Source organism: Vibrio sp. Vb0598 (genome assembly GCF_033338935.1).
GTDB classification, from domain to species: Bacteria; Pseudomonadota; Gammaproteobacteria; order Enterobacterales; family Vibrionaceae; genus Vibrio; species Vibrio alginolyticus.
Map to the genome: position 1 here is coordinate 376708 of NZ_JAWOTP010000002.1, position 15657 is coordinate 392364.

Consider the following 15657-nt stretch of genomic DNA (forward strand, 5'->3'; position numbering starts at 1 on the left):
GGTGATTTAAAGTGGGTAAACCAGCCGCAATTTTGGGCAGCTTTCATCTTTGCCCTAAAAAAACAGGAAAGATACCGCATGTCGGTGGTCCCGTCGTTGTTGGTTCACCAAACGTAACGATTGGCGGGATACCTGCGGCAAGACAAGGCGACAAGCTTATTTGTATCGGTCCTCCGGATAGTATCTCAGCAGGTTCTTCTAGCGTAACAATCAACGGTAAACCAGCCGCAAGAGTCGGCGATTCAACGTCTCATGGTGGCAAAATTCTATCTGGTATGCCTACGGTTTTAATCGGAGGCTAGATGCCACTCGCATTTCAAACGCATCTTCTATCCTTTAATGGCCGTTCACACACCGTTCGCGAGATAGCTGATGATTCTTTTAGATTGTCCGAGGAAATCCGACCCCCTGACTTTGCTCAATCAATAGATGAGCATATATTAAGCCTCGTGCGCTCTGAGCGCGAGAGTCTTGAGCAAGTTGATATCAAAGGGAATCTCTGTGTTCTTTTACCATCTTCGGTAGACAAAAGCTTGCTTAAAGCATTGATAAGCGAGCTTTCTATTTTCGTTGGCCAAACTGTCAATACTGAAATTTACTTTTATCCTTATGGCCAAGCTGCATTTTTGATGGCACTAAATCGGATAAATCGTGAAGTTAATGAAACGCAAGCGACTTGGATACTGGCTATAGAGGTTACGAGTGATGTAGAAGGGCATGTCAAACCTCAAAGCTCTATCATTTTAACCAAGTGTTTTTTTCGACATTCAGGTCTTGTGCCTGATGTTGTTCGAATTGATTTAGATGCCAAACAACAACGCATCGCCGTGGACAAGGTGTTTAAGCAATTAGGAGTAAGTTGTGAACATCCACTCAGTCAATTGTATTTATCCGTTAATAAGGAAGAACCGCAATGGTTAAACTCAATGCAATTCTTGTCTCCGTGGGTGACCGATCAAACTCAGTATCAATTTGTTGATATCAAACTTGGCGGATTGGGTGCATGTGGCGGCGTTTTAAAAGCGTTAGTGATTGATGAGCTTCAAAGAAGCAGCCCCTGCCCAGACTTTCACGTGTTGCAAGCGGACATCGAGTCAGATGGCTATGCGGTAGGAGTAATATACAATTGGCGTAGTGAATAGGTCTGGCTATTGCTTTTCCTTCTAGTAGTAGCTGAGGTTTTAGTGATGCAAATGTTATGGGGGATTGACTCGAAACTGGCCCTTTAATGATGTTTGGACAATGACTAGGCGCAGCTTGCTTTTCAAAATAGCTTTGCTCACCGCGTTTTTACAGTGTTCTTCTCGCTTTCTGATTAAATAGCCAGCCATAGAACACAAACCACATGAAAAGCTGTTCGACTCAAGATATCCTTACCGAAATAAAATAACTTGAGTTTTGGCTTGTTCGAGATCCCACCCGTGACGCATTCCTTTTTATAAACGGTACACGGACTCTGACAGAAGCAAGCCTACTCATAGAATTGGCGGAAAGTGAATTCGAATGAAGTTTATCCACACCTCAGATTGGCATCTTGGTCGACAATTCCACAACGTATCACTACTCGAAGATCAACAAGCAGTACTCGAACAACTGATTAACTATATTGAACGCAACCCCGTCGATGCAGTTGTAGTGGCGGGAGATATCTATGACCGTTCGGTGCCACCAACGGTTGCAATAGAACTGTTAAATCGAGTCGTGAAACGCATTTGTACCGAGTTAGAAACACCAATGATATTGATATCTGGCAACCATGATGGTGCAGAAAGGTTAGGTTTCGGCTCAAAGCAAATGAAAAATGCAGGTCTCCATATTGTTAGCAACTTTGAAGATATGCTCACTCCCATCATCATAAAAACGGACTCTGCGGACGAGGTCGCGTTTTATGGTATGCCTTATAACGACCCTGAACAGGTCAGGTTTGCCTACAAAGCCTCGGTATCCACTCATGATGAGGCTCATCAATTGCTTGTTGAGCAAATTAAAGAGCGCTTTATCTCTAAGCAAAAGCGCGTGCTCGTGAGTCACTGTTTTGTTGATGGGGCCATCGAGTCAGACTCTGAACGACCATTATCTATTGGTGGCTCAGATCGCGTGAGTCATGAACACTTCGTAGATTTTGACTACGTCGCACTTGGTCATTTGCATCAGCCTCAAAAGAAAGGCGCAGAGCATATCCGTTACTCTGGCTCTCTCATGAAGTATAGCTTTGGTGAACAGAACCAGAGAAAAGGTTTCACGTTAGTTGAACTGGACAAGAAAGGATTCGTTTCTGCAGAGCATATTGATCTTACGGCTCCTCATGAAATGCGTATTGTAGAGGGCGAGCTGGATAAAGTTATTGAGCAAGGGAAAACAGACCCCAAGAATGAAGATTATTTGTTAGTTCGTTTGATGGATAAACATGCGATTTTAAACCCAATGGAAAAACTTCGTTCAGTGTATCCAAACGTTTTACACCTTGAGAAACCTGGCATGTTAATTGGGGTAGAGCAGGAAATGGCGCAAGCAAAGTTGGCGCGAAGCGAAATTGATATGTTCCGAGATTTTTTTATTGAGGCGCAAGATGGCCAGTTGTCTAAAGAGCAAGAGCAAGCTGTTACTAACATTATTAAGCAATTATCACAGCAATAGGGACCAAAGATGAAACCAATTAAACTAACCATGCAAGCCTTTGGTCCGTTTGCAAAAACTGAAATCATTGATTTTGAGAAGCTTGGCAGTAACCCTCTATTTTTGATTAATGGTCCTACAGGTTCCGGTAAAACGTCGATCTTAGATGCCATTTGCTTCGCCCTTTATGGTGAAACCACAGGTAATGAGCGACAAGGTATTCAGATGCGGTGTGACTTATCCGCGCAAGATTTACCAACCGAAGTAGTTCTCGAATTTTCGTTACACGGCAAACAATACCGAGTTGTTCGATCTCCTGAGCAGGAAGCGCCCAAGGCCCGTGGCGAAGGGGTGACGATTAAAAAGCACACTGCGGCTCTTTATGAACTCGGTGAGACTGAAACGCTTATCACCAGCAAGACGACTCAGGTTAAAACTGAAGTTAGCAATATTATTGGATTGAATGAAACTCAATTTCGTCAAGTTATGGTGTTGCCTCAAGGAAAATTCCGAGAACTGTTGCTTGCTAGCTCTAAAGAGCGTGAAGAAATTTTTGGCCAGCTCTTTCAAACTGACATATATAAAAAAATTGAGTACGCGCTCAAAGATAAAGCGAGTGCAATTAGTAAAGCGAAAGGCGAATTTGATAATCAAATTCGAGGTGCTTTACAAGTTGCAGAAGCGAGTTCTGAACAAGAGCTATTACAACAACTGGAACAAGTAACTAAGCAATTAGAGTCTGATAAAAAGAATGAGCAAGCAGCGTTAGATAAGCTCAATACTGCTAAATCTGAATTGCAAAAAGCGGAAACCTTGAATGGAGAGTTTTCGAAACGAGAGCAAGCAGAAAGCGCACTCAAGCTGCATCTAGAACACTCAGATTCGATAAAAGCTCGTCAACAGCAATTAGAAAACGCTAAAAATGCCAATAAGATAGAGTTGCCCTACATCTCATTACAAAATGCAAAAGCTCAAACGCAAGAGCTTAGGCAAAAAATCGTAGCTTTGAAAGAGAGTCTCGAAAAAGCTCATGTCGTTGCGAGAGGACAAGAAAACTTGCAGCAAAGTGCAAAAGAGGCCGCGGCAAAGGTCCCGCAGTTAACGCAACTGCAGTATCAGCTTGAAAGTATGAAAAACAAGTTGGTCGAGAAAGACAATTTGGAAAGTAAAATAACGGCGGGTTATCAACAAAAACAACAATTTGAAGCAACGTTAAAACAGTACATAGAACTAAAAGATAAGTTAACGTTACAGGCCCAGGAGGGACAGAAGGAGCTAGAGAAAGCACGAGTTGATGTTGCGCTTATTGGCAGCATCGATGCGGAAATAAAACAAAAACAACGGCTGCTACAGGATCTACAAAAGCTGCATGATCTTACTTTAGAGCTCTCTAAACTCAATGCGCTAACTGTAAGTAAGCAGCAGTCACTAAACGAAGCCAGTCAGCGCTATATGCAGTGTCAACAAGACGCTGATACGATAGAGCTTAAGTGGCACAACGCTCAAGCAGCAGTATTAGCGCTGCGACTAAAAGCAGGTGAAGCATGCCCGGTGTGTGGTAGCGAAACACATCCTAACCCCGCAACGTTTGTTGAAGAAGCCGTTACAAAAGAGCAAGTTCAGGCGGCTAGAGCGAAAGAGCGAGAAGCTCAAACCTTGTTGAACCAACTAAGCAATCAGCTAGAACAACATAACGTTGTCATTAGTCAGTATCAGAATCAGTATAACCAGTTGAAAGAGGAGTTGGGTGAGTATGCTACATCTGAGATCTCGACGGTTCAAAATGATTTGCAAGCGCTTAATGCTCAACTCCTACGTCTACAAGCTATTGATATTGAAAAACTAGAAAGGAACGTTGAACAGCTTAATCAACGCTGCGTCGTGGGTGAAAATAAAATTCATGAGCTGCAGAATCAAATGGCGGCAAATGAATCAACCGTTAAAGCGAACCAAGAACAATTGGCTCAATTACAAGCTTTTATTGACCCAAAATACAGTTCCGCTGACTTGCTTGAACGTGAAATTTTGCTGACAAAAGAGCAAATTCTGAGTTTGAACACAGGCTTAGAAAAGGCGCAAAACGCTTTGCAGCAAGCGATATTGGAGAAATCAAATGCGGAAAGTCACTTAGCGACGAACAAGCAGTGGTTATCTGAGTCAGAGCAAAAACTTAGCCAAGCAGAATTAGCGTGGAATGAGGCACTACAGGCGAGTAAATTTGAAGATGAAAGCCATTATCTAAGTAGTCGAGTGGGAGATGATGAACTTCAAGCCTGGCAGCAAGAAATAGACAGCTTCAAACAGGCACAAACCAAGCTTGAGCAAACACTACATGATTTAAATCATGCATTGAAAGATCTTGAAAGGCCTAATTTAGAGTCGTTTAACGACAGGTTAACCACTTTGCAGGCGCAATATATTGAAGTAAGGAATCAACTTGATACCACACGCTCAATATTTGAACGTCTTGAAAAGGTTCGTAAAGATATTGCCGTGTTGCATGAGAAAAATAGTAAGTTAGAAGAAGAATACAAAGTCTTTGGTACGTTGTACGACGTTGCTAGTGGTAAAACAGGCAGCAGGGTTAGCCTACATCGCTTTGTTCTTGGTGTACTGTTGGATGATGTGCTGATTCAGGCCTCTCAACGTTTAAGCCTTATGAGTAAAGGGCGCTATATTCTTGCTCGAAAAACAGAGGGCTTCAAAGGTGCTGCGGGTCGCGGCTTAGATTTAATGGTTGAAGATGGCTACACAGGAAAAACGCGTGATGTTGCGACACTTTCCGGCGGTGAATCATTTATGGCAGCGCTTGCTCTGGCACTTGGTTTGTCGGATGTTGTGCAATCCTATAGTGGCGGTATTCGTTTAGACACTTTATTTATTGATGAGGGCTTCGGTAGTTTAGACCCAGAGTCTTTAGATCTTGCTATTCAAACGCTAGTGGACCTGCAACAGACTGGGCGCATGATCGGTGTTATTTCTCACGTTTCTGAGTTGAAAGAACAAATGGCGCAGAGGATTGATGTAGAACCATCAAGACTTGGTTCAACGGTGTCGATTAAATCTCAATGTCGCTTCGCTGTCTAATTCAGTGACTACTGTTAGATCAAAAAGCCCCTAATGTTGGGGCTTTCTGACTAAGTCGCTACTGTTCGCAAAAGTGGCCTTCTTTTGGCGATTGGGTAATCGCATATTCGCCATCGAGGTTGCGATAAACAATCGTGTTCCAAACAGAGCCATCATCCAATTCAAACTCAATAGCATAGTTGACGCCACTAACGATTTGCGCGTGAACATTCAGTATTTGTTTAAACGACGCTATTGTGTCCATTTTCTTTAAAACAAAGGCCATTGCCTTTTGTGCATCAGGGGTCGCGTTAAACTCATTCCACCCACCTGGCATGTTTCCTTGTGCATTACATACATCTGCCGAGGTCGTTAATTGTGTCGTTTCGCTCGGCTTTTCCTGCTGACAACCTGCAAGTAACACCAAAAGTGCACAAACTGACACTGTTTTTAATTTCATAACAATAACCTCTGTCTATAACGCAACGTATTATAGGAGGGTGATATGCCTACGAATGTCTATGTTGTGCAAAGTTTCTATATGCATAGGGTTAAATGCTGACAAAATATACAAGCATGGTCAGCTTGTAAGTCAAAAATAGAGCAATCTTGTTAACGATTTGCTGAGATGACGAGGTTTCGGTGTTCAGCGCGCTATTGATGATGAAGAATTGTGATGTGTCCCTATTAGGGCGATGGTGCGGCTTAGTGATCGATTTGTTATCTTCTAGAGTAAAATCAATCACTAATTAAAATTTAGGTGTTGTATGAAATCGATAAAAATATTTTTACTTTTGTCACTTGCAACTTTATTTGGTTGTACCTCGAAGCCGGATGGGGTGGAACCCGTGAATAATTTCGATTTAGAGCCATATCTAGGTAAGTGGTACGAAATTGCACGCCTAGACCATTCATTTGAGCGAGGCTTATCCAACGTTACCGCTGAGTATCAGGTTCGCGAGGATGGTGGGGTTAAGGTGATAAACCGTGGATATTCCGAAGAAGAGCGACAGTGGTCAGAAGCTGAAGGCAAAGCTTATTTTGTTGAAGATAAAACGGTTGGACACTTAAAGGTTTCCTTTTTTGGGCCAATATACTCTTCTTACATTGTTTTTGAGCTAGGTGAAAACTATGACTATGCGTTTGTTTCCGGTTACAACCACGACTATTTGTGGCTACTGTCTAGAACGCCTAACGTTGATGAGAAAGTAGTGGAGCGCTTTAAGTACGTAGCTAAAGAGAAAGGTTTCGCTATAGACGAGCTCATTTTTGTTGAACAAGAGAAACAAAGACAGCTTTAAGTTCATCAGCGTGGCTGAAAAAGCGGACAGAGGGGAAGCTTCCTAATTAAGAGCTCAGTTTGTCATTTCGCTTAACAGTAATTTGTTACCGCGTAACTTAATGTGGTCAAAATGGATATAGCCCCATCATTTGTGATTACTCGTGATGGGGCTTATATAAATTTGAGTGAGCGTCGAAAGGTTGATCTATCAACAAACGGTTATGGTTTACTTAATCAAACGAACGATCAGGGAACCTGGTGCTCGAATAGATTCAACATTGTGGCTAAGTACTGTGCCGCTTGTTGGGGCGGTGTAGCGTTTAATCTCAGCGCCAAAGCTGTCGTATTGAATCGCAAGAAGTTGGCCTTGCTCGACAAAATTCATCAAACTGACATGAGGCAGTACAAAGCCGCCGTGTGTCGCTTTCACACTGATGATTTCGTTTCCTTCCAAGCATGACGTAATAGTGTCCACATCACCTTCAACAATGTTATGCTCTTTCAGCACATTAAAAATGCCTGTTACAGTTCGACTGATAAGTTCTTGCTCGGTATATCGCCCCATACCTACTTCAACAGTAATACTTGGGACACCATGGTTATTCCAGACCGTTTCAAGGACGCCAGCATCTCCAGGATCATTTAAAATCGCATCAGGATTAATGAGGCGAGCCATTTCTAATGATTGCTCGATTCGGAAATCTGCAAACACGTAAAGTGGATAGGCCGCACCACTGGTTTGAGTGTGAAGGTCAATGGCTAAATCAGCATTTGGCTTGAGCAAATCATTCCACAATGCATATAAGTAACGTTGGGCCTCATTGCCGTTTTGGTCACCAGGAAAAAAGCGGTTTAAGTTTGCAGGAGACGCATCAGGGTCTGCGGAATAGAAATCGCGGCTGTGGTTTAGCATACCTGGCATGTTAATGGTTGGAACAATAGTGACAGTACCAGCGACTTCAGTGCCGATGAGCTCTCGAGCAGTTTTCTGCGCTGCTAACACACCATTGTACTCATCACCATGAACCCCTGCGGTAATCATGATCTTCTTGCCAGGTTTTTCACCTTTGAACACTAGCACAGGTAGGTGTTGCCACTGAGAGAGAGCATTCGTTGCGATGCGAAACCAAAACTTATGCTCGCCCGAATTTAGGTCTGCTACATTGAGAGATTGAATCACTTGATGACCCTGAATCACGTCATCGAGAAATTGTGTTGCCATTAAAGTTACCACTCCAAAACCATAAGCTAATCTAAAACCTTAGCGTCGTCATACCATGAATGTTAATAAGGCGAGAACATATCTCGCCTTAATTACCAATTGGTTTCGTTTTACGCAAAACCCATAATATGAGCTGCGATAACGACGATACTTGATAGGGTAAAGAGTAATAGAATAAATCGCCAGCAGAATTTTGCCCAGTCACCCCAGTCGATACGGCAGACACCAAGCGTTGCCATGAGAGATGCCGAAGTAGGGACGATAACGTTAGTAAAGCCATCGCCTAGTTGGAATGACAAAACTGCCACTTGGCGCGTAACTCCTGCAATGTCTGCCAGAGGGGCCAATAGAGGCATCGTTAGTGCCGCTTGTCCAGAGCCCGAAGTGACGAAGAAGTTGAAGATAGATTGAAATACATACATTAACCATGCCGCAGCCACGTCAGGAAGCCCACTGATCACGCCGCCAGCACTGTTTAGAATTGAATTCAGTACACTCGCTTCATCAGTTGTACCACCACCAAGGATCAACAATACACCTTTTGCACAACCCACTAATAGGGCAGGTGCAAGCATAATAGCTGCACCTTCTTTAAATGCATCAGCTGCGCAGTTTAGCGTCATACCGTTCAGGCGAAAAATCGTACCGATGATCGCGACAACAAAGCCCATAGTGAAAAATTGAGAAGCGATTTCTGGGATGTACCATGCGTTAGCGACTACGCCCCAAACGACCCACACCGTGGTCGCAATAACCGTAAGGATAACGAGTGTGTCACCTAGGTTCCAACGAGAATCTTGATTGCCAAGCTCTTGCTGACGGAAATACTGGTCTGTGCGGTGGCTGTAAGAAAGTTTAGGATTTGACTTCACACGAGCGGCGTAGATCATTGTGAAAGCGATACCGATTAACGTAAAGCCAGCCCATAACCCCATGCGCACTGTCATGCCGGATAAAACAGGTACACCCGCAATGCCTTGCGCAATAGCGACGGAAAAAGGGTTCATCCAAGAAGTAGCGAAGCCAATTTGAGTCGCAACATAGGTAACCATTACCGTAGTGATACCATCATAACCAAGGCGAACCATAAGCGGCGCGATAATAATCGCAAACGCTACGGCTTCTTCACCCATACCAAATACCGCACCGCCTAGCGAGAACAGCAAAAATAGCACTGGAATGAATAGCGCTTCGTTACCTTTGGTCTTATCGATAAGGCGCAGGATACCGTTATCGATTGTGCCTGTGCGCATTACAACGCCGAAAGCACCGCCGATAACCAACATGAACATAATCACGCCGATTGCGCTGCCCCATTTAGAGCCAGAAACTAGCCCTTCGAAAGGGAAGTTCATCAGACCAATGCCACCACCAGAAGCAAACAGGCCAACCTTGTTGTAAACCAGTTCACCGTTTTCGTCGGTTGCATAAGAGAAAGAAGAAGGATCGATAACTGTGCGAGTTTTTTCTGCACCGTCGACCATGTAGGTCACCTGTTGGCTATCAAAATGACCAGCAGGAATTAAGTAGGTAAGAATCGCAGCAAGAATACCAACAATGAAGATCAAAATGAGGGTATCTGGCATCTGCCACGACTTAGGGGTAGCAACCGAGTCTGCTGGTTGCGCATGTGTGTGAGACATAACTTACTTCACGTCAAATTCAATAAAGCATGAAATATCGATAAAATAGAATAAAAAGTCAATATTAATGCTTACGTTGAACTATAAATTCATCAAATATTTGAAGTGAAGTTAATTTGATTGTTTTGTGGTCAAATGTTGGGTTAATGTTTCAATATGCGTTGAGTTTGGATGATTCACGAGCTTTCATAGTACATCTGCAGGTGATCTAATCACTTGATTTCTGTCTGTTCTGCATAAAAAGCAGCGACATCACGAAGGTCTTCATCATTTAACATTTTTAACTGTGCTGCCATCATTTCTGCAAGTGGCCCTTTACGCTCACCGGCTTGGTAAGATTTCATTGCATTGTAAAGGTACTGAGCATTTTGACCAGCAAGGCTTGGATAGGTGTTGTTCGTTGCGATGCCTGTAACACCGTGGCAATAGACACAGCTAGGTGATTTGATTTTACCTTTATCAGCATCACCAAACGGTTCGGCATAGATAGCGGAAGAGAAAATAAAAGAGATTAAAAGTACAAATCTGAGCATGGAGGTTATCTATTCGCTAAAAATCATGCCGATACAATAAAGCTTCCCCTTAGGGGAAGCTCAATGATCAAAATCAAATTAAAGTAGAGATTTTATACTTGATAAGAAAGTGTCGATGTCTTTCGCTGAAATATCTTTATGAGTTACAAAACGAATTGGATTTCCAGGGGTTATCGTGATGTTTTGTTCCTTTAGTTTCGCAGCGATACTTACTATGTCCACTTGAGGAGCAAGCTTCGCGAACACGATGTTCGTTTGAACAAATTCAGGGTTGACTGAAAAACCAGGCAGTTCTGCTAAACCTTCCGCTAAGGTTTTTGCGTTGATGTGATCTTGTTTTAGCTGTTCCACTTGTTCGGTAAGGGCAAGTTTGCCTGCTGCGGCAAGAATACCCGCTTGACGCATACCACCGCCGACCATCTTTCTTAAGCGACGTGCTTTTGCGATGTAGTCTTTGCTACCAAGCAGTAGCGAGCCAACAGGGGCAGCCAGACCTTTCGACAGACAGATCGTCATTGAATCAAAGTACTGACCGATCTCTTTTACCGGAACATCAAGTGCAACGGCTGCGTTAAAAACGCGAGCGCCATCTAGATGCATCTGCAAGTTATGTTTATTCACGAAGTCACGTGCTTCTGCTAAGTAAGACAGAGGTAGTACTTTACCATTAATTGTGTTTTCTAAGCTGAGAAGCTTAGTGCGAGCAAAGTGACAATCATCTGGTTTAATCGCAGCAGCCAGTTTATCAAATGGTAGCGTGCCATCTGGGTTATTTTCGACTGGTTGAGGTTGAATTGATCCCAAAACCGCCGCGCCACCAGCTTCGTATTTGTAGTTATGTGCTTGTTGCCCACATAGATATTCATCTCCCCGCTCGCAATGCGCCATTAAACCGAGCAGATTGGCTTGAGTGCCTGAAGTGGTAAACAAAGCTGCTTCGAAACCAGCAAGCTGCGCAGCAAATTTTTCAAGCTCATTGACCGTAGGGTCATCACCATAAACATCATCCCCAACGGGGGCCTTAAACATGGCTTCTCGCATGGCTTGGGTGGGCTGTGTAACGGTATCTGATCGAAAATCCATGAATGTCTCCTTGGTCAAAGTCCTAAATATATCCGCAAAGGCGCGCTTTGCTTAAGCAAGCGATCGTTTTGGCATCGGTGATCGTGCCATCGACAATCTTTTCTTCGAGTTGCTTGATTGACAAGGTGACGACCTCAATCACTTCGTCTTCATCGCACTCGTAACGGTTTGTTTTATTGAGCTTTTCGGCAACAAATAGATACTGTATCTCATCACAAAATCCGGCAAGAGGGGTGACTTGGCCGAGAGACGTGAATTTCTCTGCACTAAACCCAGTTTCTTCCTCTAACTCTCTTTTGGCGCAGCAGAGTGGCTCTTCGTTGCCTTCCCTGGTACCAGCAGGAAGCTCCAATAGCCATTTATTAAGTGAAGGCCGAAATTGGTGGACAAGGACAATCTCACCCTCCGCTGTAATAGGGAGAATCACTGCAGCGCCCGGATGGTGGATTTTGGTGTGCGTAATTGCCTGTCCTGTAGGAAGCATAACGTCTTCTTCAATCAGAGAAATTTGCTTCCATTTATGAATTATCTTGCTCATGCAGTTATGAACCCTAGCTGTTACCACATTTTTGACGTTTTTCGACATTAACCACAAATGGTGGGAAACAAAAGCAAAAAATACTGCAACACGACGAAAGCGTTTGCACTTTAAGTGAGCAATGTCTCATAAATGGAAACTTTGATTGCTTCGTCAAGATGGGGAAAAGCATCTGCTATAAGGGGAATTCGATAAAATACATTTGTAACAAAGTGATAACAAGTGTATAAAAATGTTAACGCAATACCACTTCAGCAGCCGGAGAACGTATGACACAAACCTTATTTGCCTCAAATGCCGAAAAAGCGCTTCTCTCAGAACGCATCAATAAATTGGCGAAAGCGTTAACGGATGGCGTTTATGAGCGTGAACATACGATCAAGCTCTGCCTTCTTGCTGCACTTGCTGGTGAAAGTGTTTTTCTTTTAGGCCCCCCTGGTATTGCAAAAAGCTTAATTGCCAAACGACTCATCCAAGCGTTCGATAACAGCAGTTACTTCGAATACCTGATGACGCGCTTCTCAACCCCTGAAGAGGTGTTTGGGCCACTGAGTATCCAAGAGCTAAAAGACAACGGCCGTTATGTTCGCTTAACTAAGGGGTATTTGCCAACTGCACAAGTCGTATTTTTGGATGAAATCTGGAAGGCGGGCCCTGCAATTCTTAATACATTGCTGACAGTGGTTAATGAGAAAACATTCAAAAATGGCAGCGATATCGAGCGTGTGCCAATGCGCTTGTTGGTATCGGCTTCCAATGAATTACCCGATGAAGATAGTGGATTGGATGCGCTCTACGACCGCATGTTGGTGCGTGTGTTTGTGAATCGAATTCAGAATAAACAAAACTTTAAGTCGATGTTGACTGTGGGCACATCGCAAGAGGCACAAGTACCAGAAGGCCTAGCGATAACTGATGAAGAATATCATCAATGGCAACAACAGCTCGACAAATTGACGTTAACCGACAATGCATTCGAAAAGCTTTTCCAGCTTAAAACGATGTTAGAAAGCAAAGTTGAAGCTCAGTTTGGTGATGTGGCCAATACCGACATGTATGTCTCTGACCGCCGCTGGAAGAAAGCCGTGAAGTTGTTAAAAGCGAGCGCGTTTTTTAATGGTCGCGATGAAATAAATCCGCTTGACCTTCTACTGTTGCAAGATTGTTTATGGAACAGTCCTGAATCGCGAGATGTGGTACGTGAAGTGGTTCAAGAGTTCGCCTTAAAACATGCATTTGATCAACAAGACGCGGAGCAGGAAATTGAGTACTGCCGTGAGTCTTTGGTTGATGTTCAACATGAACTTGAAGATGCCTACCGCATGACGTTAACGTCTGAAGCGGCAACGGGTATTTTGCGTAAAGAAACCATGCGCTTTGATACCTCTAAAGCCAAGATGTACAAAGTTGGCGCAGCCGTTAACTTAGTTAAATTGGTTGTCTTGCAAAGCAACATGTCGGTTTCAGAATCAGAAAAAGGTGATAGCCGCTGGGTTTATGTACCCAAAGATGAGTTAGATCGAGTCATTAAAGAGGGAAGCGGTGATGTGTATGGTTACGTCAATCAAAACACCAACATGTGCCGTTTACGATTTGACGTTGACGCGGCGAACAACCTAGTTATCCGTGATATCGCGAACCGAGGCATTCTGGTTAGTCTAGTGACTCAAGAGGGCTTGGATGTAGAGCTTTACCAAAAGTGGTTAACGCAGAGCGAAAAAGCCGTAAATCAGCTTAGTGAGGCAGAACACCATATGCGTAAGGTGAAAGCGAACTTTCATGATGCGCTTCCGCATAGCTTTGTTGATCCTGAATTACCCCGCCTAATGGAGTCGAGTCTGCAACAGGTCAGTCAGAGACTTGAATCAATCCAAGCAGAAAGTGAAAAAGTTATCCAACGCTTTAAAAACTTACATCAGTTTTTCTCATAAGGAGACGACATGCTAGGTGCAGACGGACTTAACCTCGCGCTGATGGTGGCCGACTCCGGCATCATCGATAGCGCAGTTAATGATTTGATGGCGCGTTCACAAGTCATGATGATGGCAGAAAACCGAGGTGTTAAATCTTCGGTCAAAGGTCACTTGTTAAAGTGGCGAGGCAGCGTCAAAAAACGGATCACCAAGGTATGTGAGACAGAGCGTTTCCAACAAGAGCTGTCTTTATATCAAGAGGTTATTCATTGGGATGAAGAGGCGTTTTTTGAAAACATCGAAGATGTGATTAAAAAGCTGGAATGGCACTCTGCGTTTTACATGCAAGCTCGCAGAATGATGGAAAAGAACAAAGGGATGAATAACCCTATGTTCCCTCATTACTTTTGTGATCAATGGTACCAAAGCCTCACCGATGCTATAAAACAAGCGCAAGTAAGCGAGCTTGAAGCCAATAAAGAAAAGGTGCTGAATGACCTGTATCAACGTATGGAAACCATGCGTAATATGGATAAAGTCACGGAGTCGGGTGACGCTGAAAGTGTAGGGCGCCTGTGGGATATGGCATCTGCCAAGTTGAGTAAAACAGACTTAACGGTGATGAAACGCCATGCTGAGTTTCTGAAGAAGCACCAAGGCTTGCAAGAAATTGCGGAGCAACTCGGTCGTATGGCGGGGCAAGTAAATGATCCTGAACTAAATCGTGCGCCCACTGAAGAACTTCAATTGGTCGAAGAGAAAAGTGATGAGGCGACGGATGATATTGTCGGTATTCACGAAAGCGATGATCTAAATAAGCTACTTCCCAACGAAACGATGTTTTTGGCGTATCCTGAACTTGAAGTTGTGTTCTATAAACACTTAGTTGATAAACGGCTCATGAACTATCGTACACAAGGCAAATCGCGCACGTTACGTAAAGTTAAAGCTCACCGACCTGACCATAAAGCGGTAGATATCGAAAAAGGCCCCTTCATTGTTTGTGTGGACGCGTCCGGTTCCATGAGTGGCTTTCCTGAGCAATGCGCCAAAGCCATGGCTTATGCTCTGATGCAAATCGCACTAGCGGAGCAACGTGATTGCTATGTCATTATTTTTTCTACGGAACACATTACCTACGAACTAACCAAACAAGATGGTCTGCGCGAGGCGGCGGACTTTCTAACTTATAGCTTCCATGGTGGTACAGACTTAGAGCCAACTTTGATTAAATCTATCGACTTGATGAGCGGTGATAAATATAAAAACGCAGACATGGTAGTCATTTCCGACTTTATCGCGCCAAAACAACAAGACGAGTTACTGGCCAAAGTGGATGCGCTCAAAGCGAAGAAAAACCGTTTTCACGCGATTAGCTTATCGAAATACGGAAATCCTGCATTAATGTCGATGTTTGATCACACTTGGTCTTATCACCCTAATGTTGTGGGAAGATTGCTAAAAAGGGTCAGCAACTATTAAACGCCTTGTTGTTTCATGGGACAAAACGAACTGAAAGCGAGATTTATATTGCTTCGTTTTAAGCCAATAAGATCGAACTTTGGTCGAATTGACTTAAAAGAAATCAAACGAACAGAGAATGAAATATTTTTGTTTGACTATCTTCTCTCAATCCGTAAAGTAGCCACCAACGCAACGGGGTAGAGCCCTGAAGCGTAATAAAAAAGGCGCCTTGGCAGAGTGGCTATGCAGCGGATTGCAAATCCGTGGACCTCGGTTCGACTCCGGGAGGCGCCTCCA

13 protein-coding genes and 1 tRNA gene are annotated in these 15657 nt (G+C 43.6%); 8 read left to right on the plus strand and 6 right to left on the minus strand.

Annotation, left to right across the window (positions count from 1 at the left end):
- The first annotated feature begins 11 nt into the window (after window positions 1-11).
- The 4 genes from R7Q38_RS04145 to R7Q38_RS04160 all read left to right on the plus strand — a co-directional run bounded on the left by R7Q38_RS04145 (window position 12) and on the right by R7Q38_RS04160 (window position 5703).
- Window positions 12-302, plus strand: coding sequence for a PAAR domain-containing protein (locus R7Q38_RS04145; RefSeq protein WP_005375969.1), 291 nt, complete (start codon window positions 12-14; stop codon window positions 300-302).
- Window positions 303-1142, plus strand: a complete 840-nt coding sequence (locus R7Q38_RS04150) for an NAD/NADP transhydrogenase subunit beta (protein ID WP_239939063.1) — start codon at window positions 303-305, stop codon at window positions 1140-1142.
- Between the two features lie 361 nt (window positions 1143-1503).
- Window positions 1504-2637, plus strand: a complete 1134-nt coding sequence (locus R7Q38_RS04155) for an exonuclease SbcCD subunit D (protein WP_239939062.1) — start codon at window positions 1504-1506, stop codon at window positions 2635-2637.
- Window positions 2638-2646: 9 nt separating this feature from the next.
- Window positions 2647-5703, plus strand: coding sequence for an AAA family ATPase (locus R7Q38_RS04160; protein WP_239939061.1), 3057 nt, complete (start codon window positions 2647-2649; stop codon window positions 5701-5703).
- Window positions 5704-5761: 58 nt separating this feature from the next.
- Here R7Q38_RS04160 and R7Q38_RS04165 read toward each other — a convergent pair whose 3' ends face one another.
- A complete protein-coding gene (locus tag R7Q38_RS04165) occupies window positions 5762-6142 on the minus strand; it encodes a cystatin domain-containing protein (RefSeq protein WP_005387498.1) in 381 nt (126 codons plus the stop codon).
- Window positions 6143-6449: 307 nt separating this feature from the next.
- Between R7Q38_RS04165 and R7Q38_RS04170 the strand changes: the two genes are divergently transcribed.
- Entirely contained in the window at window positions 6450-6983 is a 534-nt protein-coding gene (locus R7Q38_RS04170) for a lipocalin family protein (RefSeq protein ID WP_017820207.1), read from the plus strand.
- 207 nt (window positions 6984-7190) lie between these two features.
- On the opposite strand, the gene R7Q38_RS04175 is transcribed toward R7Q38_RS04170, so the two are convergent.
- From R7Q38_RS04175 to R7Q38_RS04195, 5 genes are all read right to left on the minus strand, one after another.
- Entirely contained in the window at window positions 7191-8186 is a 996-nt protein-coding gene (locus tag R7Q38_RS04175) for a succinylglutamate desuccinylase/aspartoacylase family protein (protein WP_239939060.1), read from the minus strand.
- Between the two features lie 110 nt (window positions 8187-8296).
- A complete protein-coding gene (yfcC, locus tag R7Q38_RS04180; protein ID WP_005387492.1) occupies window positions 8297-9829 on the minus strand; it encodes a putative basic amino acid antiporter YfcC in 1533 nt (510 codons plus the stop codon).
- A 212-nt stretch (window positions 9830-10041) separates the two neighbouring features.
- Entirely contained in the window at window positions 10042-10362 is a 321-nt protein-coding gene (locus R7Q38_RS04185) for a c-type cytochrome (protein WP_149192240.1), read from the minus strand.
- 78 nt (window positions 10363-10440) lie between these two features.
- Window positions 10441-11445 (minus strand): low-specificity L-threonine aldolase, encoded by a 1005-nt coding sequence (gene ltaE, locus R7Q38_RS04190; RefSeq protein WP_042520986.1) that lies wholly within the window; start codon window positions 11443-11445, stop codon window positions 10441-10443.
- Window positions 11446-11467: 22 nt separating this feature from the next.
- Window positions 11468-11983 (minus strand): NUDIX hydrolase, encoded by a 516-nt coding sequence (locus tag R7Q38_RS04195; protein ID WP_318114092.1) that lies wholly within the window; start codon window positions 11981-11983, stop codon window positions 11468-11470.
- Between the two features lie 269 nt (window positions 11984-12252).
- Here R7Q38_RS04195 and R7Q38_RS04200 point away from each other — a divergent pair, with 269 nt between their 5' ends.
- From R7Q38_RS04200 to R7Q38_RS04210, 3 genes are all read left to right on the plus strand, one after another.
- On the plus strand, window positions 12253-13914 hold the full coding sequence (locus tag R7Q38_RS04200) for an ATPase RavA domain-containing protein (protein WP_053303672.1): 1662 nt from the start codon (window positions 12253-12255) through the stop codon (window positions 13912-13914).
- Between the two features lie 9 nt (window positions 13915-13923).
- On the plus strand, window positions 13924-15378 hold the full coding sequence (viaA, locus tag R7Q38_RS04205) for an ATPase RavA stimulator ViaA (protein WP_033907023.1): 1455 nt from the start codon (window positions 13924-13926) through the stop codon (window positions 15376-15378).
- Between the two features lie 205 nt (window positions 15379-15583).
- Window positions 15584-15657, plus strand: a tRNA-Cys gene (locus R7Q38_RS04210).

Coding starts and splice junctions, on each gene's coding strand:
- ltaE (WP_042520986.1), bottom strand. CDS start 11,445: ATGGATTTTCGATCAGATACCGTTACACAGCCCACCCAAGCCATGCGA.
- R7Q38_RS04200 (WP_053303672.1), top strand. CDS start 12,253: ATGACACAAACCTTATTTGCCTCAAATGCCGAAAAAGCGCTTCTCTCA.
- viaA (WP_033907023.1), top strand. CDS start 13,924: ATGCTAGGTGCAGACGGACTTAACCTCGCGCTGATGGTGGCCGACTCC.
- yfcC (WP_005387492.1), bottom strand. CDS start 9,829: ATGTCTCACACACATGCGCAACCAGCAGACTCGGTTGCTACCCCTAAG.
- R7Q38_RS04175 (WP_239939060.1), bottom strand. CDS start 8,186: ATGGCAACACAATTTCTCGATGACGTGATTCAGGGTCATCAAGTGATT.
- R7Q38_RS04165 (WP_005387498.1), bottom strand. CDS start 6,142: ATGAAATTAAAAACAGTGTCAGTTTGTGCACTTTTGGTGTTACTTGCA.
- R7Q38_RS04150 (WP_239939063.1), top strand. CDS start 303: ATGCCACTCGCATTTCAAACGCATCTTCTATCCTTTAATGGCCGTTCA.
- R7Q38_RS04155 (WP_239939062.1), top strand. CDS start 1,504: ATGAAGTTTATCCACACCTCAGATTGGCATCTTGGTCGACAATTCCAC.
- R7Q38_RS04160 (WP_239939061.1), top strand. CDS start 2,647: ATGAAACCAATTAAACTAACCATGCAAGCCTTTGGTCCGTTTGCAAAA.
- R7Q38_RS04170 (WP_017820207.1), top strand. CDS start 6,450: ATGAAATCGATAAAAATATTTTTACTTTTGTCACTTGCAACTTTATTT.
- R7Q38_RS04195 (WP_318114092.1), bottom strand. CDS start 11,983: ATGAGCAAGATAATTCATAAATGGAAGCAAATTTCTCTGATTGAAGAA.
- R7Q38_RS04185 (WP_149192240.1), bottom strand. CDS start 10,362: ATGCTCAGATTTGTACTTTTAATCTCTTTTATTTTCTCTTCCGCTATC.